At 34.6% G+C, this 24,334-nt stretch carries 24 protein-coding genes and 1 riboswitch; of the genes, 23 read left to right on the top strand and 1 reads right to left on the bottom strand.

Annotated features, from left to right (window positions below):
* Positions 1-28 precede the first annotated feature (28 nt).
* The 7 genes from T335_RS0104200 (at position 29) to T335_RS0104230 (ending at position 6,132) form a co-directional block, all read left to right on the top strand.
* Positions 29-730, top strand: coding sequence for a 5'-methylthioadenosine/adenosylhomocysteine nucleosidase (locus T335_RS0104200; protein WP_026476421.1), 702 nt, complete (start codon positions 29-31; stop codon positions 728-730).
* 104 nt (positions 731-834) lie between these two features.
* Positions 835-1,641 (top strand): 3-deoxy-7-phosphoheptulonate synthase, encoded by an 807-nt coding sequence (aroF, locus tag T335_RS19850; RefSeq protein WP_051569124.1) that lies wholly within the window; start codon positions 835-837, stop codon positions 1,639-1,641.
* A gap of 172 nt (positions 1,642-1,813) precedes the next feature.
* Positions 1,814-2,509: a TraR/DksA C4-type zinc finger protein gene (locus T335_RS19855; RefSeq protein WP_051569125.1), complete on the top strand. Its 696-nt coding sequence runs from the start codon at positions 1,814-1,816 to the stop codon at positions 2,507-2,509.
* A gap of 101 nt (positions 2,510-2,610) precedes the next feature.
* On the top strand, positions 2,611-3,066 hold the full coding sequence (gene lspA / locus T335_RS0104215) for a signal peptidase II (RefSeq protein ID WP_084280947.1): 456 nt from the start codon (positions 2,611-2,613) through the stop codon (positions 3,064-3,066).
* Position 3,067: 1 nt separating this feature from the next.
* Positions 3,068-3,997, top strand: a complete 930-nt coding sequence (locus T335_RS0104220; protein ID WP_026476423.1) for an RluA family pseudouridine synthase — start codon at positions 3,068-3,070, stop codon at positions 3,995-3,997.
* 227 nt (positions 3,998-4,224) lie between these two features.
* A complete protein-coding gene (gene pyrR, locus T335_RS0104225) occupies positions 4,225-4,770 on the top strand; it encodes a bifunctional pyr operon transcriptional regulator/uracil phosphoribosyltransferase PyrR (protein ID WP_026476424.1) in 546 nt (181 codons plus the stop codon).
* Positions 4,771-4,872: 102 nt separating this feature from the next.
* Positions 4,873-6,132 carry a uracil-xanthine permease family protein gene (locus tag T335_RS0104230; RefSeq protein WP_084280949.1) on the top strand — a complete coding sequence of 420 codons (1,260 nt, stop codon included), beginning with the start codon at positions 4,873-4,875 and terminating at the stop codon, positions 6,130-6,132.
* Between the two features lie 152 nt (positions 6,133-6,284).
* Here T335_RS0104230 and T335_RS0104235 read toward each other — a convergent pair whose 3' ends face one another.
* Positions 6,285-8,054, bottom strand: coding sequence for an Rqc2 family fibronectin-binding protein (locus tag T335_RS0104235; RefSeq protein WP_026476426.1), 1,770 nt, complete (start codon positions 8,052-8,054; stop codon positions 6,285-6,287).
* A 626-nt stretch (positions 8,055-8,680) separates the two neighbouring features.
* Between T335_RS0104235 and dapF the strand changes: the two genes are divergently transcribed.
* The 16 genes from dapF (at position 8,681) to rsmB (ending at position 24,312) form a co-directional block, all read left to right on the top strand.
* A complete protein-coding gene (gene dapF / locus T335_RS0104240; RefSeq protein WP_330371177.1) occupies positions 8,681-9,532 on the top strand; it encodes a diaminopimelate epimerase in 852 nt (283 codons plus the stop codon).
* A gap of 93 nt (positions 9,533-9,625) precedes the next feature.
* On the top strand, positions 9,626-10,504 hold the full coding sequence (locus tag T335_RS0104245) for a YicC/YloC family endoribonuclease (protein ID WP_026476428.1): 879 nt from the start codon (positions 9,626-9,628) through the stop codon (positions 10,502-10,504).
* Between the two features lie 12 nt (positions 10,505-10,516).
* On the top strand, positions 10,517-10,798 hold the full coding sequence (gene remA, locus T335_RS0104250) for an extracellular matrix/biofilm regulator RemA (protein WP_026476429.1): 282 nt from the start codon (positions 10,517-10,519) through the stop codon (positions 10,796-10,798).
* A 14-nt stretch (positions 10,799-10,812) separates the two neighbouring features.
* The gene (gene gmk / locus T335_RS0104255) at positions 10,813-11,418 is read left to right on the top strand and encodes a guanylate kinase (RefSeq protein WP_026476430.1); all 606 of its coding nucleotides are present in this window, start codon (positions 10,813-10,815) and stop codon (positions 11,416-11,418) included.
* A 14-nt stretch (positions 11,419-11,432) separates the two neighbouring features.
* The gene (rpoZ, locus tag T335_RS0104260; protein WP_026476431.1) at positions 11,433-11,729 is read left to right on the top strand and encodes a DNA-directed RNA polymerase subunit omega; all 297 of its coding nucleotides are present in this window, start codon (positions 11,433-11,435) and stop codon (positions 11,727-11,729) included.
* 13 nt (positions 11,730-11,742) lie between these two features.
* Complete coding sequence (gene coaBC, locus T335_RS0104265) at positions 11,743-12,936, top strand: bifunctional phosphopantothenoylcysteine decarboxylase/phosphopantothenate--cysteine ligase CoaBC (protein ID WP_026476432.1); 1,194 nt, start codon at positions 11,743-11,745, stop codon at positions 12,934-12,936.
* 146 nt (positions 12,937-13,082) lie between these two features.
* Positions 13,083-15,569, top strand: coding sequence for a primosomal protein N' (gene priA / locus T335_RS0104270; protein ID WP_051569126.1), 2,487 nt, complete (start codon positions 13,083-13,085; stop codon positions 15,567-15,569).
* A gap of 17 nt (positions 15,570-15,586) precedes the next feature.
* The gene (gene def, locus T335_RS0104275; RefSeq protein WP_026476434.1) at positions 15,587-16,033 is read left to right on the top strand and encodes a peptide deformylase; all 447 of its coding nucleotides are present in this window, start codon (positions 15,587-15,589) and stop codon (positions 16,031-16,033) included.
* A gap of 10 nt (positions 16,034-16,043) precedes the next feature.
* The gene (fmt, locus tag T335_RS0104280; RefSeq protein WP_026476435.1) at positions 16,044-16,988 is read left to right on the top strand and encodes a methionyl-tRNA formyltransferase; all 945 of its coding nucleotides are present in this window, start codon (positions 16,044-16,046) and stop codon (positions 16,986-16,988) included.
* Positions 16,989-17,031: 43 nt separating this feature from the next.
* A complete protein-coding gene (locus T335_RS0104285; RefSeq protein WP_034327624.1) occupies positions 17,032-17,751 on the top strand; it encodes a DUF116 domain-containing protein in 720 nt (239 codons plus the stop codon).
* A gap of 4 nt (positions 17,752-17,755) precedes the next feature.
* A complete protein-coding gene (locus T335_RS0104290) occupies positions 17,756-18,445 on the top strand; it encodes a zinc metallopeptidase (RefSeq protein ID WP_034327626.1) in 690 nt (229 codons plus the stop codon).
* A 193-nt stretch (positions 18,446-18,638) separates the two neighbouring features.
* A riboswitch (molybdenum cofactor riboswitch) is annotated at positions 18,639-18,758 on the top strand.
* Positions 18,759-18,910: 152 nt separating this feature from the next.
* Positions 18,911-20,536: an L-glutamate gamma-semialdehyde dehydrogenase gene (gene pruA, locus T335_RS0104295; RefSeq protein ID WP_026476438.1), complete on the top strand. Its 1,626-nt coding sequence runs from the start codon at positions 18,911-18,913 to the stop codon at positions 20,534-20,536.
* A gap of 231 nt (positions 20,537-20,767) precedes the next feature.
* Positions 20,768-21,136, top strand: a complete 369-nt coding sequence (locus T335_RS0104300; protein WP_026476439.1) for a GntR family transcriptional regulator — start codon at positions 20,768-20,770, stop codon at positions 21,134-21,136.
* A complete protein-coding gene (locus tag T335_RS0104305) occupies positions 21,133-21,987 on the top strand; it encodes an ABC transporter ATP-binding protein (protein ID WP_026476440.1) in 855 nt (284 codons plus the stop codon). Before T335_RS0104300 ends, T335_RS0104305 begins: the two co-directional genes overlap by 4 nt.
* A 14-nt stretch (positions 21,988-22,001) precedes the next feature.
* The gene (locus T335_RS0104310; protein WP_026476441.1) at positions 22,002-22,712 is read left to right on the top strand and encodes a hypothetical protein; all 711 of its coding nucleotides are present in this window, start codon (positions 22,002-22,004) and stop codon (positions 22,710-22,712) included.
* A 265-nt stretch (positions 22,713-22,977) separates the two neighbouring features.
* Positions 22,978-24,312: a 16S rRNA (cytosine(967)-C(5))-methyltransferase RsmB gene (gene rsmB, locus T335_RS0104315; protein WP_026476442.1), complete on the top strand. Its 1,335-nt coding sequence runs from the start codon at positions 22,978-22,980 to the stop codon at positions 24,310-24,312.
* The last annotated feature ends 22 nt before the right edge of the window (positions 24,313-24,334 follow it).

Here is a 24,334-nt window from a genome sequence, read left to right on the forward strand (position 1 = left end):
GTTAGGGTAGATATTAAGGAGGCATTATATGAGTATTATTGGAATTATAGGTGCGATGGATGAAGAAATAGAAATGTTAAAATCAGAAATGACCATTAATGAAACTAAAAAAATTGCCAATATGGATTTTTATATTGGTAAATTAGAAAATAAAGATGTAATTGTAGTTAGATGCGGAATTGGTAAAGTAAATGCTGCTATTTGTACACAAGTATTAGTGGGACAACTGGGAGCAACAGCTGTTATTAATACAGGCGTTGCAGGAGCAATCCATGATGATTTAGATGTGTTAGATGTTGTAATTTCTACAGATGTTCAGCAACATGATTTTGATGTTACAGGCTTTGGTTATCCTATTGGAGAAATTCCAAGAATGGATAAATCCATCTTTCCATCAAATGAAAATATGGCTAAATTAGCATTTGAAGGAGCACAACAGGTACTTAATGAAAGTAAAGTACTAATGGGAAGAATCGTATCTGGTGATGTTTTTGTAAGTAGCAGTCAATTGAAGGAGAAAATATGGGATACCTTTAAAGGCTTCTGTACAGAGATGGAAGGAGCAGCAATAGGACATACTTCCTATGTAAATTCTGTTCCATTTGTTATTATTCGAGCAATGTCAGATAAGGCTGATGGTTCAGCCCATGAAAATTTTAATGAGTTTATGAATCAAGCGGCAATCAATTCGAAGGAAATCGTTAAGTATATGTTAAAAAACATGAATTAATTAAATCGATAATATCAATTAGATCAATTAATGAAGAAACTTAAACTTTAAATTTCCTTAACCGATAGATGATCACTAATAAATCAGATAAGAAGGAAGATAAAATGGAATTAAGGCTAATTAACAAGAAGGGTTACAATGATAACAGAATCATCCAAGTTGGAGATGTAGAAATTGGCGGAAGTCAATTGGTGGTGATGGCTGGACCTTGTGCAATCGAAGGTAAAGAACAGATTTTTTCTACCGCAGAGATGGTAAAAAAAGCTGGCGGGAAAATCCTACGTGGTGGGGCCTTTAAACCACGAACCTCTCCCTATTCTTTTCAAGGACTTGGAGAAGAAGGGTTAGAACTTCTAAAGGAAGCAGGGGCATATTATCAATTACCTGTAATATCAGAAGTGATGGATACGAGAGAAGTAGAAGTGGTAGCCCAGTATGTTGACATATTGCAAATAGGTGCTCGAAATATGCAAAATTACAGCTTACTGAGGGAAGTCGGTAGAGCAAATAAACCAGTCATGTTAAAAAGAGGTCTATCAGCTACAGTTGAAGACTGGCTTTTGGCAGCTGAATATATTGCAGCAGGAGGCAATCAAGATATTATCTTATGTGAAAGAGGGATAAGAACCTTCGAAACCTATACTAGAAATACCCTTGACCTTTCTGTTGTCCCCATTGTAAAAAATTTAACTTCATTACCAATTATTGTAGATCCAAGTCATGGAACAGGTAGAAGAGAATTGGTGATTCCAATGGCAAAAGCTGCTTTAGCAGCTGGGGCAGATGGCATCATGGTAGAAATCCATCCGAATCCATGTGAAGCATTATCTGATGGACCACAATCATTAGAATTTCCTGACTTTGAAGACTTAATGATGGAAGTCCATAAACTTCAAGAAGTACTGAAATAAATTAGGGAAAATTAATTTAAAATTTATAATTAAAGTCTTCCAATTATTCTTTAGAGGAAGACTTTGTTCTTTTCAAAATAAAATAAAAGAAAAGGGTAAGAATAATCCTATATAGTAAAATACAATTAGATCAGATAGACCCATAAAACTGATGATAGTTAGGAGGATTACTTTGAACCCAAAAAAGCTTGAGCATTTTAGGAAACTTCTGTTAGATGAAAAAAAGGCAGTAATGGATACCCTTGATCGAATGGAAAATCATCATGGTAAACATGCTTCCATAAGGGAGTATACCGAAGAATTGTCTGCTTATGATAATCATCCAGCAGATTTAGGAACAGAAATGTTTATGGTTGAGATGCAAGCTAACCTAGAGGATAATGAAAAATATCGAATAAGAGAGATTGATCGAGCCTTAGATAAAATGGAAGAGGGGACCTATGGAGCATGTGACTCTTGCGGTATTCAAATAGATGAAGATCGCTTGGAAATTATGCCAGAAGCCCATATTTGCATTGAATGTGCTGAAAAAAAACTACCAATAGAAGCCTTTAATGCAGACCGTGGAAGACCTGTTGAAGAAGAAGTTTTATTTCCAGATTTTGAAAGAAGCAATTTAGACGGCAAAGATTATACGGGATTTGATGGTGAAGATGCTTACCAAGCTGTAGCTAGGTTTAATGAAGTTAAAAATGACCCTTCCTACACAGGTATGGACCACCTTGGTGTATTTGATATTCATCCAGTAGGGACTGTAGAAGCGGTTGATGAAATAACTAATGAAGAATATAAGGCTCAATTATATACAAATAGAGCCGATCGTAAAGATGCTTCAACAGCTAGAATTAAAAAGGAAGATTTAGAATAAAATATACTTTTTTCAAAGGAAAAAGGTACAATTTGTATCTTTTTTCTTTTCTAAATGTTATAATCATAAAGAATTAAATGTAAGAGGGGGGCGGTATAGCCATGATGATTAGTGCCATCATTATTATATCAGTAATTATTTTAGACTTAATCACTAAATATTGGGCAATTAATCAATTACAACCTGTAGGTAGCATCCCGGTAATAGAGAACATTTTCCATCTAACCTATGTAGAAAATAGAGGGGCAGCCTTTGGAATGCTTCAGAATCAACGATTGTTTTTTATTATCATGACAACAGCCATTACCCTTGGCGTCATTATTTTTATACTGAAGAATAAGAATATGCATCTTCTATTAAAAATTGGGTTAAGTTTAGTAGTTGGAGGAGCTATTGGAAATTTAATAGACCGTATTAGATATGGTTATGTGGTGGATCTTTTTGATTTTCGTATATGGCCAGTTTTTAATATTGCCGATTGTGGTGTAGTTGTAGGTGCATTATTAATTTCCTATATCATCTTAAAATATGATTCAATAAAACCTGAGGAGAGTTAACGTGGAAAAGGAAAGAATTTTTGTTTCAGAGGAAGAAGAAGGTGTAAGGCTTGATGTTTTTGTTGCTGAACAATATGAAGACTTTAGCAGAAGTTATATTCAAAAATTAATAAAAGATCAAATGATTACTGTAAATAGTAAAGTTGAGAAAAACAGATATTTAGTAAAGGTTGGGGATGAAATAGAAGTTAGCATCCCACCAGCAGTTGAGCTAGATATCAAACCTCAAAATATCCCTTTAGATATCGTTTATGAGGATGATGATCTACTTGTAGTGAATAAACCTAAGAATATGGTCGTGCATCCAGCTCCAGGTAACTATGAAAATACCTTGGTTAATGCCCTATTATATCACTGTAAAGACCAACTTTCCTCAATTAATGGTGTCATTAGACCAGGAATAGTCCATAGAATTGACAAAGATACCACTGGTTTACTAATGGTGGCTAAGAATAACAATGCCCATCGAGGATTAGCTGAACAATTAAGGGAACATAGTATTACAAGAAAGTATCATGCTATTACTATGGGGAATATTAAAGAGAATGCTGCTGCAATAAATGCACCAATAGGCAGACATCCTGTTGATCGTTTAAAGATGACAGTTATTCAGGGTGGTAGAAATGCAGTAACTCATATAAAGGTTTTAGAAAGATTCATTGATTATACATATCTTGAGGCTCAGCTAGAAACGGGTAGAACCCATCAAATTCGTGTTCATCTATCTTATATTAAACATCCCTTGTTAGGGGACGACCTATATGGTTCTAAAACCTCGAAATTTAACTTAGACGGTCAAGTGCTTCACGCTAAGACCCTTGGTTTTATCCATCCTTCAACCGGAGAATACTTAGAATTTGAAGCACCGTTACCCGCATATTTTACTAAATTGCTAGATGTAATCAGACTAAAAACAAAGCAACAAAATTAACAAATTTGTCTAGACAAGTATTCTGCTTTGTGATATACTTGTTTTAGTTAAAAGTGAATACCTTTAAACAAGTCCAGTGAGGCTGTAAGGAAAATGCGGAATGTATATAAATATGAAGAAATTTATGTCATATTTATGTGTGCCCAAACGAATACTATCTCTTACAGTCTGTAAGAGATTTTTTTATGTAATACTTTAATTTTACCAATAAGGAGGTAGGAATTTAAGTGGAGGGAAAAGAGAAAAAAGTACAAGTGTTAGATGATAAAGGCATAGGTAGAGCCATCACTAGAATAGCCCATGAGATACTAGAAAAAAACAAAGGGGCAAAAGATATTATTCTAGTGGGGATTAAAACAAGAGGGGTACCATTAGCCAAGAGACTAGCAGAAAAAATTACTCAAATAGAAGAAGTACAAATTCCAGTTGGAATCTTAGACATAACCCTGTATCGTGATGATTTAAGCCAAATTAACAACGACCCTGTACTACATGGTTCTGAAATACCCGTAGATATAAAAGGAAAAGTAGTTGTTTTGGTGGATGATGTGTTGTATACAGGAAGAACTGTAAGGGCTGCTTTAGATGCATTAATTGATATCGGCAGACCAAGGGTCATCCAATTGGCAGTATTAGTAGACCGGGGACATAGAGAACTACCCATTAGGGCAGATTACGTAGGAAAAAACGTACCAACTTCTACCTCTGAAGTAGTAAAGGTTAAATTTGAAGAAGTTGATGGAGAAAACAGTGTTATTATTGAAAATTCATAATATATAACAATAATTCTTTTAAAACAGTCCAGTGAGGCTGAAAAGGAGGAAATACATGACTTTTAATTGTAACCTCCTTAGAAAATCGAAGGAGGAATAAAAATGGCAGTAGAAACAATGAATCAAGTTAAAGAGAAAGATCATGTTTCAATAGGAAGAAAGTTGATTTTATCATTACAGCACATATTAGCAATGTTTGGGGCAACGGTATTAGTACCAATGTTAACTGGCTTAAATCCAGCGGTAGCCTTATTTTCAGCTGGGGCAGGAACATTACTATTTCACTTGGTAACTAAAGGGATGGTACCAGTATTCTTAGGTTCAAGTTTTGCCTTCATCGCAGTAATTGTTGATGTGAGTAATCGTTTTGGTGGGTTGCAATATGCCCAAGGTGGAATCCTTGTAGCTGGGGTCTTGTACGTAATTATGGCGGCTTTAGTAAAGGTGTTTGGTTTAGATCGAATTAAATCCTTCTTTCCACCAGTTGTTACAGGACCAATGATTATTGTAATTGGTTTAAACCTAAGCCCAGTAGCTATAGACATGGCTTCTGCCAACTGGACATTAGCAATAATTGTACTTGCAACAGTGTTAATGGTTTCTCTTTTCGGTAAAGGATTCTTTAAATTGCTACCAATATTAATAGCAGTAACAGTAGGTTATGTAGCAGCCATTGCTTTAGGGGTAATTAATTTAACAGAATTAGCTTCAAGTTTAAGAGAAACATCTATGTTCGCATTACCAGCAGTTACGCCACCAAAGTTTCATTTAGGAGCAATCTTAACAATTGCACCAATTGTATTAGTCGTATTTATGGAGCACATTGGTGATATTACAACCAACAGTGCAGTTGTTGGAAAAGACTTCTTAAAAAATCCAGGTCTTCACAGAACCCTTCTAGGAGACGGTATAGCAACAATGTTTGCTGGAATGGTTGGAGGACCAGCTAATACCACTTATGGTGAAAATACAGGAGTATTGGCTGTAACAAAGGTGTATGACCCATCCATTATTCAATTGGCAGCCTTCTTTACCCTTTGCTTAAGTTTTGTTGGCTACTTCTCAGTAATTCTACAATCAATCCCAGTAGCAGTAATGGGAGGAATCTGTATCGTATTATTCGGTATGATCGCCAGTGTAGGGCTAAGAACAATTGTTGATGCTAAAATTGACTTTGCTGAAAATAGAAACTTACTAATTGCAGCTTTAATCTTTGTAATCGGTATTGGTACAGCAATGTATACCGATGCAGATGGGAATACTATCGGAATTCAATTAGGTGAAGTTGTACAGTTAAGTGGATTAAGCTTAGCAGCAATAGTAGGGATTGTAGCTAATAAAGTGTTACCACAAACGAAATAATAAGCTAAATTAACCTAATAGATATGAAAACATAAGTAGCCCCATAGGACTGAAGAAGTCTTATGGGGCTGTTGATATATAACAAATAGCAGAAATTTAATTATTAAAACGATATACAACAACTTAGAAGCTATAACTATATGAAGCTATAACTATATTTCTTTAACCTTTAGACCAGCAAGATCACCATCTACATAGACCGTTTGAAAATGATCGTAGATCACCATTCCAGGCTTTGCACCGCTTTGTTTTCGAACGTTTTTCCTTAGGGTATAATCTATAGGGACTTTAGTAGCGTTTTTAGCCTTGCTGTAATAGGCAGCTAGGGTAGCAGCCTCTAATAGGGCTTGGTCTGTATATTCACCTTCTTGACACTTTAAAATTGTGTGGGAGCCAGGCATGTCCTTTACGTGGAGCCATAGATCATTTTTTCCCGAAATCTTAAAGGTAATCTCGTCATTTTGCTTGTTGTTTTTTCCTACATAAATTTCGTATCCGTCAGAAGAAAGATACTTAAGATAACTGGTTTTCTTAATATTACCTGTATTTTTTTTATTGGTAGCCCGTTTCTTAACATAGCCGGTTTCAATAAGCTCTGTATAAATTTCTTCAATATCAGCCAATTGGGTGACGTGATCAAGACTTATTAAAATTTGTTCTAGATAGTTAATTTCTTCAACTGCAATTTCCCTTTGATGGGCGACTTCTTTAACGGCTGTTTTATACTTGTTGTATTGCTTAAAGTATTTTTGTGCATTTTGAGCAGGTGTCAATTTTTGGTCTAAAGGGATTGTAATTTCCTTCATGTCTGGATCATAATAATTGATAACGCTAACTGCTGCTTCTTTATCCTTTAACAAGTGAATGTTGGCAGTAATTAAGTCGCCGTAGACCTTGCATTCTTCTGCTTTTTCGGCATTTTTTAAGTCTTTTTCTAGGTTTTCAATTTTGTTATAAAGCCTTTCTAATTTTAAACTAATATTTTTACGAAGATCCTGTGTTCTCTGTTTCATCCGCTCTTTAGAATCTTTATTTTGATAAAAGCTCTCTAATAGAAGACTTGGACTTTCATAGGTCTCTGTGCGGTAATAAGATAAATGATTTAAACCTAAGACATTAAAATCTACATACTTTCCAGTTGCATCATCAATATAAAGACTTGGAATAAACGTTCCTTTTTTTACTATTGTCATGAGATTTTTAAAGGAATGGAAAAGCTTTTGGTAATCTGCCTCATCTAAAGCCAATAGCGGTTGATCATCAGAAACATTGGCATTAAAACAAATCTCCCTAGCAATTAGGGGGGATATGCCAGTAAAACTGCTGTAAATAACCTTATAGACTGGTGATGACATATTTGGGGTTAAGCCTTCTTTAAAACCATCTAAATTTTCAATAAGTAGAGGATTCAATTTATTTTGTGCGGGGGGTAAGGTATAAGTTAGCCCAGGTAGTACTTGTCTTTGACGGCTAACGTCAAAGGATACTCTTTTTATTGAGTCTAGAATACGGTTAGTTTCTGCCTCTACTAAAATAATGTTACTGTGCTTCCCCATTAATTCAACAATCAAATGCTTTTGTTTTAAAATATTGAGTTCGTCGTAGGACTCTATCACAAATTTGATAATTCTTTCAAAATTTGGTTGTTCTATCGAGACAATACGGCCACCTTGAAGATGCTTTCTTAAGAACATACAAAAAACTGGTGGAACACTGGGATTTTCTTTAGCTACATTAGTAAAATGAACCCTTGTATGTTGGCTACTGGAAGACAGTAGTAGTTTATGATTTTTTCCCTGGCTTCTAAGGGCAATTATTAATTCGTCAGCCTCTGGTTGGTGAATTTTTTCTATTTTGTTCCCTGGTAATAAAGATGTCAGCTCATGTACTATGGAAGCTACAACAATTCCATCTAAGGCCATCGGAATCCCTCCTATCATGTAAATGTCTTTTGATAATACTTGAATATTAGATTATTAGGCTACATTAATACAATCATACATGATTTGATTATAAAATGCCAATAAATCATTATTGCTAATTGATTTTATATACTTTTTAGTAGAGCTATTTTTATTTCGGGAACTTCAAAACATTGTATTAATCATGGCGAAAATTATAGAATGGTATGGAGGAACAATTATTCGATAGTCTAACCATAGAAATAAAATATATTAAGAAATCGTAATAATTTGCAGGAGAATAACTATTTAAATTGAATAAACATAAAATAGACCTTTAGCTATACCCATTGCAATTATTTCCATTAGGGTTTATTTCTAAGGAAGTCGGGATACTAAATGAAAAGGTCCATAAATTAAAGACCAAGAATTATTTCTTCCTTCATAAAATTAGCTAAAAGTGAATAAACAAATAAGATATACTAAACAAATAAGGGTGTTAGATTAAGTAAATTAGAAATTTTTAAAAAAAACTAAAAGAAAAACTAAAATGCAACCTAAAATATAAACTAAAATACAAAACTAAAAAAGAAAACCTAAAGATAAAAATAAAAGTAATAAGAAGATAATTATTAAGAGGTGAAAAAATGGATAAAATGAACATACCCTTTAAAAAAATCCATGGAGCAGGGAATGATTTTGTAGTCATTAAATATGAAGATTTTCCTTATGACCACCGGCTAAGCTACTTTGCAGAGAAAAGTTGCCATAGACACTTTGGTATTGGAGCAGATGGTATTTTAGTCGTGGCGCCATCAACTGTTGCAGATGCAAAGATGATCTACTATAATAGTGACGGTTCCTTAGCAAATATGTGTGGTAATGGAATTAGATGCTTTGCTAAGTTTGTTTTTGATGAAGGAATTGTAAACCAAGAAGAATTTTCTGTTGAGACCTTGGCAGGAATCCTTAAAGTAAAGGTACTGACGGAAGCAGGAAAAGCAGTTGCCATTAAGGTTAACATGGGAAAAATGAGTTTTGATCCCCAAATCATACCTGTTGCAACCAATAAGGAACAGTTTGTAAAGGAAATATTAGAAATTGAAGGTGAGACCTTCGAAATAACAACTGTCCTAATGGGTGTTCCCCATACTGTGATCTTTACTGATGATTTAAATTCACAGGATGTTAGAAAGTATGGGCCAATAATTGAAAAACATCAATTCTTCCCTCAAAAAACCAATGTAAACTTTGCAAAAATAATAGATCCAAAGAACATTCATGTAAAGACATGGGAACGAGGTGCAGGTTATACCCTTGCTTGTGGTACTGGGGTTACAAGTGTTTGTGGGGTTGCCCATCACTTAGGGTTAGTCGAGAAAGAGGTAACAGTTGATATAGATGGTGGAAGATTGCACATTTCTATTACAGAAAGTGGAGATGTTTTTATGGAGGGGCCTGCTGAGGACATCTGTACTGGCGATTATTTTCTAAAATAATATCCTTGTCACAAGGGCAATAGAAGGATAAAATAATAGATGAATCATTAATGCACTATAAATAGTAAATGATATAATGGAAGGATGAATAGGATGATAACCAGTATGACAGGCTTTGGAAGAGGTGAATCCCAATCCACAGATCGTAGATTTTTAGTAGAAATTAAATCCCTCAATCATAGATATTTGGACATAAATATTAAAATGCCCAAAATGTTTACATACTTAGAAGAGAACATCAGGCAGACAATTAAGGATTACGTAAAAAGAGGAAGAGTAGAAGTTTTTATATCATATGAAAATATAGGTGACACAGAGGTAAAGGTCATTGCAGATGTCCCTTTAGCAGAGCAATACCTTAACGCCCTAACAAAGTTAAAGGAACTACCTGTAAAAGATGATGTTACAGTGTCTTTAATCGCCAAATATCCCGATGTTATTCGTGTTGAAAAAAAGGAGCTTGATGAAGATGCTACATGGAATGCTTTAGTAGAAGCATTAAAAAATAGCCTAAGTAAGCTATCTGAAATGCGGAAAATAGAAGGGGCTCAATTAAAAGAAGATCTATTGATGCGATTAGGAATTCTTGCTGACTATATTAAAGAGATAGAGGGAAGAAGCCCGCAAATTGTTGTTGAATATAGACAAAGATTAAATGAAAGAATAAAAGAACTACTAGAAGAAGGATATCATATTGAAGAGAGTCGAATATTAATGGAAGTAGCTCTTTTTGCAGATAAGAGCAGTATTGTAGAGGAAATTGTTCGTTTTGGAAGTCACATTAAGCAGTTTACTAAAACGATGGAGGAAAATGACTCCATCGGTAGAAAACTAGACTTCTTAATACAAGAAATGAATCGAGAAGTTAATACCATTGGCTCTAAGGCAAATGATCTTACAATAACCAATATTGTAGTTAATCTAAAAAGTGAACTTGAAAAGATGAGGGAACAAGTGCAAAACATTGAATAGGGAGGGGAACAAATGAGTATTAAATTAATTAATATAGGTTTTGGTAATATTGTATCGGGTAATCGAATTGTAGCGATTGTAAGTCCAGAATCAGCACCAATTAAAAGGGTTATTCAAGAAGCAAGAGACAGAGGAATGTTAATTGATGCAACCTATGGTAGAAGAACGAGAGCTGTAATTATAACTGATAGTGATCATGTTATTTTATCAGCTGTTCAACCAGAAACAGTAGCCCATCGTTTAAATTCAAAGGAAGTTGTTAAAGAAGTTGAAGAAAACAATGAGGATGAATAGGCTAGAAAGAGGAGATTTATATGGCAAGAGGTTTATTATTGGTAATTTCAGGACCATCGGGAGCAGGTAAAGGGACCATCTGTAAGAAGTTGCTGGAAACAAATCCCCAAATAAGAGTGTCTGTTTCTGCCACCACTAGAAAGCCTAGAACGGGTGAAGTAGATGGAGTGAATTACTTTTTTATCGAAAAAGAAAAATTCGAGGATATGCTAGAACTTGATGAATTTCTAGAATATGCCAAGGTTTATGATAATTATTATGGAACACCCAAAAACTATGTATTAGAAAACTTGAAAAATGGCAATGATGTTTTACTAGAAATTGATATTGAAGGTGCCCTACAAATTAAAGAAAAGTTTAAAGGTGGCGTTTTTATTTTTATTTTACCTCCATCAATGGAAGAATTAAGGAATAGAATTGTTGGAAGGGGAACAGAAACAGAAGAAGATATTAAAAAGCGTTTTGGTTCAGCCCTAGATGAAATTAAGCAGGTTATAAAATATGATTATGCAGTGGTGAATGACGACCTAACTAGAGCAAAAGAAGATGTCGAGGCCATTATTAGAGCTGAAAGATGTAAAGTTATGAGGGTTTATGAGGAAATTCAATCAAGATTTTAGAAGGAGATGATCACATGTTATATCCATCAACAAATGATTTAATGGAGAAAATTGATAGCAGATATACCTTAGTTTTAGCAGCAGCAAAAAGAGCAAGACAAATTATTGATGGTGATGAAATCACAGTGAGGGCTAAATCCCAAAAGCCAGTTTCAATTGCTACACAAGAAATTCATGAAGGCAAAGTTACCTATAGTCGACTAATTGGCGAAAAGGAACTAATCGATACGAAGCGAGAGCAAAGAGAATTAAAGGAATTAAAAGAATATAATGACCTGAAAGAACAATATGAAGAAAACCAAGAAGGGTAGAAGGTGAAGGTCTATGTTAAAGGGGAAAAATATTGTAGTTGGAGTAACTGGTGGTGTTGCAGCCTATAAAGCTTGTGACATCGTAAGCCGATTTAAAAAATTAGGGGCAGAAGTAAATGTCATTATGACAAAAGCTGCAACCGAATTTGTTCAACCTCAAGCTTTCCAAGCCTTATCTCAGAATCCTGTAACAGTAGACATGTTTGAAACTCCTAGGTATTGGGATATAGAACATATTAGCCTTGCCCAAAAAGCCGATGTCCTATTGGTGGCGCCGGCAACAGCTAATATCATTGGGAAGGTAGCCAATGGAATAGCCGATGACATGCTATCTACTACCATCATGGCATCAACAGCAAAGGTTGTTTTTGCACCAGCCATGAACACGAAAATGTATGAAAATGTCATTGTACAGGATAATATTAAAAAGTTAAAGAATTTAGGCTATCATTTCATTCAGCCAGCTTCAGGTAGATTAGCTTGTGGTGATATTGGAGTAGGTAAGCTATGTGAACCAGAAAAAATTGTTGAAGCTGTTATAGAAATTGCCCTTCCTGTACAAGATTTAGCTGGTAAAAATCTTTTAGTAACAGCAGGTCCAACGGTGGAAACCATCGATCCTGTACGTTTTATCTCTAATCGGTCTTCAGGAAAAATGGGATATGCCATAGCTGAAGCCGCTCAAGCTAGAGGGGCTATCGTAACACTGGTATCAGGTCCAACCAATATAAAGCCACCTGCCGGAGTGGACTTTATGCCTACAACATCAGCCATTAATATGTACGATACAGTAATGGAACATTTTAATAAACAGGATATTATTATAAAGGCTGCAGCAGTTGGAGACTATCGACCAGAAAATCCTGCCGATATGAAGATTAAAAAGCAAGAAGGTAACTTGACCATTAATCTTGTTAGAAATCCAGATATTTTATTAGAGTTAGGGAAAAGGAAAACGAATCAAATTTTAGTGGGCTTTGCAGCTGAAACCAATAATTTATTGGAATATGCTACTGGTAAATTGAATAAAAAGAATGCAGATTTAATTGTTGCAAATGATGTTACAGAAAATGGTGCTGGTTTTGGTAGTGACACTAATATCGTTTACTTACTTGACCGGCAAGGGGAACAAAGAAAAATTGAGATGGCTTCTAAGCTAGAAATAGCCAATAAAATTTTAGATAAAGTGATAGAACTATCTAAGTAAAAAGATAAACCTTCATATTCTAAACTAATAAATCCTACATATTGCGTAATAATATGTTTTGCTAGGGTTTAAAGTTAATAGAATATGGGGGTTTTTATTTAGTCTCGAATTCTGGTATAATAATAGTTTAAGAGGAGGTGTGGAAAGTGCAGTCAAATCACATCATAGGTCAAGTAATCGTAGATCAAAATAGCTACCAAACCGACAGAATATTTGACTATATTATCCCCACCAATCTACAGGGGGAGATCTGTGTAGGGATGAGGGTGATCGTTCCCTTTGGAAAAGGAAATAAACGACTTGAGGCTTATGTCTTAAATATAGAAGAGAAGGTTGTTGACACTTCTACCCATAAGGAAATGATAGAGGCGATAGATTATGAACCCATTTTAACAGAGGATCAAATTAAGATGATTCTGTGGATGAAAAACAAGTACCTATGTAAATACATAGAAGCAATTCATTGTCTTATACCAGCGGGTATTGTACAAAAAGAACGAAAAATCATTAAGTTAATGAAGTCAAACTGGAGAGATTTAGTTTCTTCAATACAGAGTAAACAGAGATCAATTTTAGAAGTACTAGAGGCCGAAGGGGGATCTCAATTTTTAGAGGTTATTGAAAAAAGTCTAGATTTTAAGGAAATTTACTCAGCTATTAAAAATTTGGCACAGGAAAAAATCATAGAAATTGAGTTTGATTTAACTTCAAGGGTAAAAGTAAAAACAGAAGAATATCTACAGCTTACAATTGACGAAGAAGGTTTAGTAGGTGCAATAAAGCATTTAAAGTCGGCTAAAAAGCAAGGCGAAATACTAGTGTTTTTACAAGAAAAGGGAAGGTACCCCTTGGCAACTCTAATAAAAGAACTAAATACTTCTAGAGCACCTATTAAGGCGCTAGTAGAGAAGGGGTACGTAGAGATATTAGAAGAGGTGGTTAATCGAAATCCCTTTAATAACTTAGAAATTAAAGCCTTTCCTAAGCTTAAGCCTTCTGAAGAACAACAGCTAGTAATGGATAAAATAATTAAAACCATCCATGAAGAAGAACCTAAAACCTTTCTAATTCACGGTGTAACAGGTAGTGGAAAAACCGAAATTTATCTTCGCTTAATGGAGGAAGTAATTGCCCGAGGAAAGCAGGGAATTGTACTAGTTCCAGAAATATCCTTAACCCCCCAAACAGTAGAGCGGTTTAAGGGGAGGTTTGGGGAAGGAATTGCACTACTCCATAGTAGTCTATCTGAAGGAGAACGTTATGATGAATGGAGAAGAATTGCTAAGGGTGAAGTTAATATTGTCATCGGCGCTCGTTCTGCAGTTTTTGCACCTCTAAAGCACTTAGGGATGATCATCATAGATGAGGAACATGAAAATACTTATAAATCGGAGCAAAATCCTAAATATCATGCCCACGAAATTGCAGCCTATCGAAGTGGAAATGAAGGTGCTATTGTGGTTTTAGGGTCTGCAACACCATCTTTGGAGAGTTATTATAAAGCAGAAACTGGTGAAATAGAATTAATGACCTTAACAAAGAGACCTTTACAGTCGAAATTGCCGATTGTGGAAATCGTCGACATGAAAAAGGAGTTGGAGGAAGGGAATCAGGGAATATTAAGCAGGAGGCTAATGACGTTAATTAATGAAAATCTCCAAAGAAAAAAGCAAACAATATTGTTTTTAAATAGAAGGGGATTTTCAACCTTTGTATCCTGTAAGGGTTGCGGTCATGTGATTAAATGTAAGCATTGTGATATTTCAATGACCCTTCATATGCCCCAAAACCATCTAAAATGTCACTATTGTGGAGAAAAAAGCCTTAGTCCTTCTTGTTGCCCAGAATGTGGAAGCGAAACCATTAAGTTTATGGGGGCGGGGACTCAAAAACTAGAAAAAATGATTGCTGATCTGTTTCCAACAGCTTCCATTGCTCGACTAGATATGGACTCAACAAGTCAAAAGGGCTCCCATCAAAAAATACTAGGGAGTTTTAGAAATGGTGAGATTGATATATTAATTGGAACCCAAATGATCTCTAAGGGTTTAGACTTTCCTAATGTAACCCTTGTGGGGATTATTTCTGTAGATTCAACCCTAAACCTGCCAGATTTTAGAGGGGCTGAAAAGACCTTTCAATTGGTTACTCAGGTGGCAGGAAGAGCCGGAAGAGGGATGGAAGAAGGATTGGTGATACTACAAACCTTTGATCCCCATCACTATAGTATTCAAACAGCCTCTAAGCATAACTATTTAGATTTTTATCAAGAAGAATTAATGATTAGAAGGGAATTTGAATATCCTCCCTTTTCTAATTTAATCACCATTAATTTTAGTGGATCAAATGAGAAAGAAGTTTCATCCTATGCTGAAAAAATGGCTGCCATGATGAAATATGTTTTAAAGGGAAAGGGATGTAGTAAAATTAATGATGTTTTATTAGGTCCAAATGAATCGATTATCACAAGAATAAATCAAAAATATCGTTTTCAAATTATACTAAAGGACCAAGAAATTGAATATAACCTACTAAAGGGGATCGTTAAGTACTTTTTTATACAGCATAGACAAAAATATGTTCCTAGAACAATTACAGTTAGCATTGACACTAACCCATACAACATGATGTAAGTAAGGAGGAAAAATATATGGCAATTAGAATAATAAGAAAAGATGATGACCCAGTATTAAGAAAGAAATCAAAGGTGGTAGAAAAAATAGATGAAAAAATCCACATCCTTTTAGATGATATGGCAGAAACCATGTATTATGCTGATGGGGTTGGGTTAGCTGCGCCACAAATAGGTATTTTAAAGCGTATTATTGTTATTGATATTGGTGAGGGCTTAGTAGAAATAATTAATCCAGAAATGATTGAAGAGAAGGGGACCCAAACAGATGCAGAAGGTTGTTTAAGTTTGCCTGGGGCTTCTGGTGAAGTAACTAGACCTAAAACGGTAAAGGTTAAGGGTCTTGATCGAAATGGAAATGAGATTATCGTTGAAGGAACTGATTTTATGGCAAGGGCATTATGCCATGAAATAGATCATTTAAATGGAGTGCTATTTATAGATCTAATTGAGGAAAGGGGGTAAAGATCAGTAAATGAGAGTTATATATATGGGAACGCCAGATTTTGCTGTCCCTTGTCTACAGAAAATCATTGAAAAAGAACATGAAGTTGTAGCTGTCTTTACACAACCTGATAAACCTAAAGGCAGGGGAAACAAGATGACAATGCCTCCAGTAAAGGAATTGGCTTTGGAGCACAACATCGCTGTTTATCAACCTAACAAGATTAAGACCCCAGAAATGGTGGAGCTAATAAGGGATTTAGAACCACAAATTATTATTGTCGTAGCCTACGGGCATTTGTTGTCTAAAGAAATTTTAGATATACCCCCCTTTGGATGCATTAATGTACATGCTTCATTACTTCCAAAATATCGAGGCGCTGCTCCAATTAATTGGGCTATCATTAATGGAGAAGAGGTTACAGGTAATACAACGATGTATATGGATGTAGGGATGGATACAGGGGATATCATTTTAAAGGATTCCCTAACAATTGGTGAAGATGAGACTGCAGGTGAACTTCATGATCGTCTTTCAATAATGGGAGCAGACTTACTTTTAAATACGATAGATTTAATCGAAAGAGGAGAAGTAGAAAGACAAAAGCAAAATGATGAAGAAGCTACATATGCCCCAATCATGAACAAAGAATTAGGTAACATTGATTGGAATAAAAGTGCTTTCGAAATAAAGAACTTGATAAGGGGTACCAATCCGTGGCCTTCAGCATTTACAACCTATCAAGATAAGACTATGAAAATCTGGAAAAGTCGTGTCGAGAAGATAGATGAAACATACCCAGCAGGAAAAATTATTAGAGTTACTAAAGAAGAAGTATTTGTTGGTACGGGAAAGGACATGCTAGTAATACAAGAATTACAGTTTAGTGGTGGCAAGCGTCTTTCTGTTAAGGATTTTTTAGTTGGTAATCATATTGATGAAGATGTTATTTTAGGAGAGGATTACAATTTATAATCAAACCCTTACTCAAGATAAAACTGAAAAAAAGTTTGTATTTATGCTTGTAACCCTTCTTGGGATTGTTGCACTACTCATTGGTGGACTAATTATTATTTCGCTACAAAATCATCTTGATGTTTTTAGAGTAGTGATATTGGCCCTACTATTTTTTCTTTTATTGATCGGTTTGTTAATTGCTACTACAATACTATCAATTATGCTGTTATGGTATAATAATAGTATACCAAAACCATTAATGAAGATTGTGGAATTTACTATTCCTTTACTCTACCCTATAATGGTAGTGGTGGGTAAAGGTCTAAAAATTGAGAAAAATACCATAAGAAGAGCCTATACCCTTATAAATAATAAGCTGGTTATGGCTACTAGCTACAACCTAAAGGGGGAAGCTATTTTGGTCTTAACCCCCCATTGTCTTCAAAAATCCTTTTGCCCCCATAAAATTACCCATAAAGTAGAAAACTGTAAAAGATGTGGGTTGTGTAGTGTCGATCAGTTAATTGGCTTAAAGGAAAAGTATGGGATAAACTTTATTGTTGTAACTGGTGGAACCTTGGCTAGAAAGATGATTATGGAGCTAAGGCCAAAGGCAATTGTAGCAATTGCATGTGAAAGGGATTTAGTTGGTGGATTAATGGATGTAAAGAAAGTGCCTATTATCGCAGTCATTAATCAAAGACCAGAGGGCCCTTGCATTAATACAAATGTAGACATTAAAGAAGTTGAAAGAGCAGTATGTCATTTTATAAAGGAGTGATATTATGTTTCCATTTTTCATGTATGATCATACAATTTTTATATTAATACCTGCAATGATCTTTGCTTTATACGCTCAAGGAAAAGTTAAAAGTGCCTTTAATCAATATTTAAGAGTTCAAACAAGAAAAGGTTATCGTGGTTACGATGTTGCTAGAGCAATACTAGACAAAAATGGTCTACGAGATGTACCGGTGGAATTAGTAAATGGACAATTATCAGATCATTATGATCCAAGAAGTAAAAAGGTTAGATTATCCAGTGAAGTCTATAACGGTAGTTCTATTGCATCTATCAGTGTTGCCGCCCACGAAGTTGGTCATGCACTACAACATGCCCACGGTTATGCACCATTAGCTTTAAGAAGTGCTATTTTACCTATTTCAAGCTTTGGCTCTCGGGCAGCCTGGTTCTTTGTAATCGGTGGGATCATTTTAGGGGCCCCAGGTCTTGCAGATTTAGGAATTTTACTATTTGGAGCTGCAGTTGCCTTTACAGCAATTACCCTGCCAGTTGAATTTAACGCCAGCAGTAGAGCGATGAGACTATTAGATGAATTTGGTTTTATTACACAAGAGGAATACAAACCAGCTAAAAAAGTATTAAATGCAGCAGCCCTAACCTATGTGGCAGCTATGGCTACAGCTGTAGCTCAATTGATTAGATTGATTATGATTCGAAATAGGAGAAGGTAAAATTAATAAATAGGTAAAAAAACTAGATAAATAGAATCATCAAGTAAGTTTACTTTTTTCTGGACCCAAATATGACTCTTTCGTATTTGGGTCCTTTTATGTGATGGCGGAAGAGCAACTTAGGTTGAAAATAAATATTAGAAAGTATATAATATTATTAAGTTTTTAAATATACAAACTATACTAAAAATTCATAAGTATGTCTCTTCGAGTCGAAATATCTAAGGATTAAGATCTATGATATGAGACCGATAGGGTAAGGTTGGAAACGATTGTACCTCCCAGTGTGGAAAGAAGAGATTGTAGTGGGAAAAAATTAGAATAATGTCTATTTTTAGCTAAGTTATTAAAGTTTATTTAGTCTAAAAATGACTGTTGTCCTAGTTTCCTTAGCTATGATCAAAACCTTCTTTTTAATAAACTGCTGGGAAGTATTTAAAGTTTATTAATAAAGGAGGATTTATTATGTCTAATGCTTTTTTTACAGTAAAGAAACCATTGAATGAACCAATTTTATCTTATTTACAGGGTAGCCCAGAAAGAATTTCTCTTAAAGGAAAATTAAAAGAGTTAAAGGAACAAAGAATTGACATCCCTGTAATAATCGGAGGAAAAGAGATTTATACTGGTAATACTAAGGAGTGTGTTATTCCTCATAATAACAAACATGTTTTAGCTACCTATCACCTTGCCGGGGAAAAAGAAATAAAACTAGCAATAGAGGCTGCACGATTAGCCAAGAAAGAGTGGGAGTCGGTTTCTTGGCAGCATCGAGGAGCAATCTTTTTAAAGGCAGCAGAGTTACTATCAGGTTCTTGGAGGACAACTTTAAATGCAGCTACAATGTTAGGACAAAGTAAAACCGTTTATCAAGCAGAAATTGATTCTGCCTGTGAATTGATTGATTTCTTAAGATTTAATACATACTTCATGTCTGAAATTTACACAGATCAACCAATATCCACTAATGACAATTGGAATAGGCTAGAATATAGACCTTTAGAAGGTTTTGTCCTTGCAGTTTCTCCCTTTAATTTTACAGCTATAGGGGGAAATTTACCAGTAGCTCCAGCCATCATGGGGAATACGGTATTATGGAAGCCGTCTGGCGCTGCAGTTTATTCTAATTATTTTGTTATGAAGCTATTACAAGAGGCAGGTCTACCGGATGGTGTAATTAACTTTATCCCATCATCAGGGAATTTACTAGGAGATGTGGTATTTAATCATCAAGAACTGGCAGGCGTACACTTTACCGGCTCGACACAGGTTTTTAACACCATGTGGAAAACCATCGGGAATAATATTGAAAAATATAATAGCTACCCTAAAATAGTTGGAGAAACAGGTGGAAAGGACTTTATATTTGCCCATAAAGATGCTAACGTTGAGCAATTGGTAACAGCTTTAATAAGGGGGGCCTTCGAATACCAAGGTCAAAAGTGTTCAGCTGCATCAAGAGCTTATATTTCAGCTCAGCTTTGGGAAGAAGTTAGAGGGGTTTTGATTAAAGAAGCCAGCACCATCAACGTAGGAAATGTAGAAGATTTCAGTAACTTTATGGGGGCAGTAATTGACCAGAAGGCCTATGACAAAATAAAAGGCTATATAGAATATGCAAAGGCTTCGGATCAAGCAGAAATAATATTAGGGGGGCGTTGTGATGATAGCTTAGGCTATTTTATAGAGCCAACAATTATATTAACGACAGACCCCCACTTTAAAACAATGACAGAAGAAATATTTGGGCCTGTACTAACGCTTTATGTATATAAGGAAGAAGACTTTGAAGAGACCCTAGATATTTGTAATTCCTCAACAATATATGGTTTAACGGGAGCAATCTTTTCTCAAGATCGTGGAGCTTTAATAAAAATGGAAGCGCATCTACGTAATGCAGCTGGAAACTTCTATATAAACGATAAGCCTACTGGTGCTGTAGTTGGACAACAACCCTTTGGAGGTAGTCGTAAATCTGGTACAAATGACAAAGCAGGAAGTAAATTAAATCTTTTAAGATGGATGAATCCAAGAACAATAAAAGAAACCTTTAACCCACCTACTAACTACAGATATCCTTATATGGGTTAAAGGGGTAGTAATCCTTAATATAACAACTACATAATTGTTTTTAGAAAAGGTTACAGCCTATCATACCTAGGTGGTAGCCTTTTTCTTTTCAAGCTCTTCAAATTGTTACGTCAGACAAATACGTAAATAAATAAATTTTAAAAAATTTGGAAAATCTATTGACGAAAACCTTAATTACGTATATACTTAATTACATAAGTAACTAACCAATTAAGAGGGGAGGTTCTAAAGTTGTTATTAAATTTTGAAAGTGAAAAACCAATTTATCTTCAACTGGCAGAAGCAATAGAAGATGATATCCTTCGAGGGATATTTGAAGAAGAACAGCAAATTATTTCAACAACAGAAATCTCAGTAAATTTTAAAATAAACCCTGCTACAGCCGGAAAAGGTGTTAATTTGCTTGTGGATGAAGGAATACTTTATAAAAAGAGGGGTGTGGGTATGTTTGTTTCTTCTGGAGCAAAAGAAAAAATACTTACGAAACGAAAAGAAAGATTTTATGAGGACTTTATTGTTAGATTGCTAGAAGAAGCTGAAAAACTTAAAATAGCCAAGCATGAAGTCATTAATATGATAGAAGGGAGCAACGAAAAATGAGTACAATTGAAATAAAGGGAATATCAAAAATCTATGGTGATACAAAGGCATTAAGCGATATTAATTTAACGATAGAAGAAAATAAAATATACGGGCTTTTAGGGAGAAATGGAGCAGGAAAAACAACCCTACTCAATTTAATAACCAATAGAATATTTCCCACAACAGGAAGGATCAGTATTGATGGTGGAGTCGTATTAGAAAATGATGAAGCGCTATCTAATGTGTTTTATATGATGGAAAAAAATCTATATCCAGAAGGATTAAAGGTAAAAGAGATTTTTAATTGGACTAAAGAGTTCTACCCACTATTTAACCATAACTATGCTAATTCTCTTGCAGAAAAATTTGAGCTAAATATTAATAAAAAAGTAAAGCAACTATCTACAGGTTATACTTCTATTTTTAAGGTAATTATTGCTTTAGCTTCAAATGCAAAAATTATTATATTAGATGAACCAGTATTAGGTCTTGATGCCTATCATCGAGAAATGCTCTATAAAGAAATTCTGACTAATTATATAGAATCACCAAAAACAATTATTATCTCCACTCATTTAATAGAAGAAATTTCAGATATATTAGAAGAAGTTTTAATTATCAAAGAAGGAAAACTAATTGTTAAAGATTCAGTAGAAAATTTACTTTCATCAGCCTACAAAATCTCTGGAGAAGCCTCAAGGGTAGACCAATATATAAAAGGACTGACTTATATTGGGGAAGAAACAATTGGTAAGTTTAAATCCGTTACTATCCTTGATAAAAAACGAAATGAAGCCCTTGCAAAGGAATTAGAATTAGATTTTAGTAAGGCGGAGCTTCAAAAACTATTTATTAGCTTAACTAATTAGAAGGAGGATTAATCATGGAGAAGATGTTAAAGGTAGCAAAATATCAGCTAAGAGATCTTAGGAGCTCTATTTTCATATATTACTTGGCTATTATCTCAATAGGGCTTTTATTTATCACTGTAGCCATAAGAAACCAACCTAGTGGCGAAACCCATTTTGGTGGGGCAACGTCCATCTTTATTTTTATAGTAGGTTTAAACTGTTTTAAAGGTAGCTTTAAATTTATGCAGGCTAATAATGTTTCGAGGAAATCCTTCCACCTAGGAACAATAATAGCGATTATTTCAATCTCAGCAATTATGAGTATCGTAGACATTGCCATAGATCATGTTCTATCCCAATATATTACGACTTCAGGAATGTTCGACCAAACTTATCGAGTTTATACTGGAAACTGGTTTTTATCTAAGGGCTTGTGGAATCTAGCGTTATATACTTTTGCAACAAGTGCAGGTTACTTGATCACAATGATTTACTACAGAGCTAATACTTTGATGAAGGTAGTAACTTCTATTATTCCTATCGTAGTGATAATGTTGTTTACCTATGCCAGTAGATTGACCAATGGATCTTTTGTCTTATCTATTCAGAAGTTTTTAGTGATGGCCCTTGGCTTAGGTGGTAGCCAAAATCCATTTGCAGCAGTTGTTACTTTTTCTATTGGTTCAATAATTATTTTGTCGATAGGATATCTATTAATCTTTAGAGCTCCTATAAAAGAATAGTTAATAGTTTTAAAAAATTATTCATAATTTGAATTTGAATCAATAATTTTATTTTAAGTTATATTTATTTTAATTTATATATATTTGAATCTATAGACCAATTAGGAAAGTCTGCACCCCCAGTGCAGACTTTCCTTTTTCACCACAATATTCAATTCTCCGCAAAAAAATCCTCAAAATAGGCTATAATATAAAGAACTTACAAATTCAACATTCCTTTACTTAAAAGTATTTGCTATACTTATTAAATAGGAGGTGGCTATTCGTGAATGCAAGAGAAGGAGCCCTAAGGGTACTATACGATGTAGAAGTTAATGAAGCTTATTCAAATATCGCCCTAAATAAAGAGCTAAAGCAATACAAATACAGTCAGTTAGACAAGGGATTTTTAACAGAACTAGTCTACGGAGTACTGGAAAATGTAATATATATAGACCATGTAATTAAGCAGTTTTCATCAGTGAAGCTAAAAAAAATTCATCCCTACACTTTAATTTTATTAAGGTTGGGGATTTACCAAATATTATTTCTAGACAAAATTCCTGCATCGGCAGCAGTTAATGAGTCGGTAAATTTAGCTAAAAAATATAATAAACAAACTTCTGGATTCGTAAATGCAATTTTAAGAAACACCATTAGAAATGACAAGGCAATTAAAATGCCTGATAAAGAGAAGGAAACAGTGAAATATTTATCTATTACATATTCTCATCCAGAATGGATGGTGGAGCAGTTCTTAAAACACTTTTCACTGGACTTTACAGAGGAATTATTAAAGGCTAATAATGAGACGCCAGAATTAAATCTTAGGGTAAATACCCTCAAAATTTCAGTTGATGAGTGTATAAAGTTATTAAAGGAACAGGGCTTTGAAGTTCAACAAAACCCTTATATCAAAGAAGCCTTAACATTAAATAATGTCACAAGCCTACAAGATTTCCAACTGCTAAAGGAAGGATACTTATATATACAAGACTTTGGTTCTATGCTCATTGCAAGGGTTATGGACCCTAAAGAAGAGGATTTTATTATTGATGTATGCAGTGCACCAGGGGGGAAAACAACCCATATGGCCCAATTAATGAAGAATAAAGGGAAAATACTGGCAAGGGATGTCCATGATCATAAACTAAAACTGATTAAGAAAAATGCTAAAACACTAGGAATTAATATTATTAAAACAGAAGCCTTTAATGGGAAAGAATTAGATGAAAATTTAATAGACATGGCAGATGGCGTGTTGGTAGATGCCCCTTGTTCAGGGTTCGGAATTATCCGTCGAAAACCAGAAATTAAGTATAGAAAGAAGCCTGATGATTTAAAAGAAATAACAGAAATGCAATTAGAAATCCTTGTGAAGGCTTCAAAATATGTCAAACCGAAAGGCTATTTGGTCTATAGCACCTGTACCGTAGAACCATCTGAGAATATAGGCATTATCGAAAGATTTTTAGCCAATAACGATAAATTTAAGTTAGTAAACGTTGGTAAGGAGTATTCTGATCTAATTCCAGGAGAACCCCAAGGAGAGACAGTACAATTGTATCCCAATACCCATAAAACAGATGGCTTTTTTATTGCTAAGTTACAGAGAAAGTAAAGACCGTGGTAAATTAGAATGG

It is taken from the genome of Alkaliphilus transvaalensis ATCC 700919 (assembly GCF_000621485.1).
Taxonomy (GTDB): Bacteria; Bacillota; Clostridia; order Peptostreptococcales; family Natronincolaceae; genus Alkaliphilus; species Alkaliphilus transvaalensis.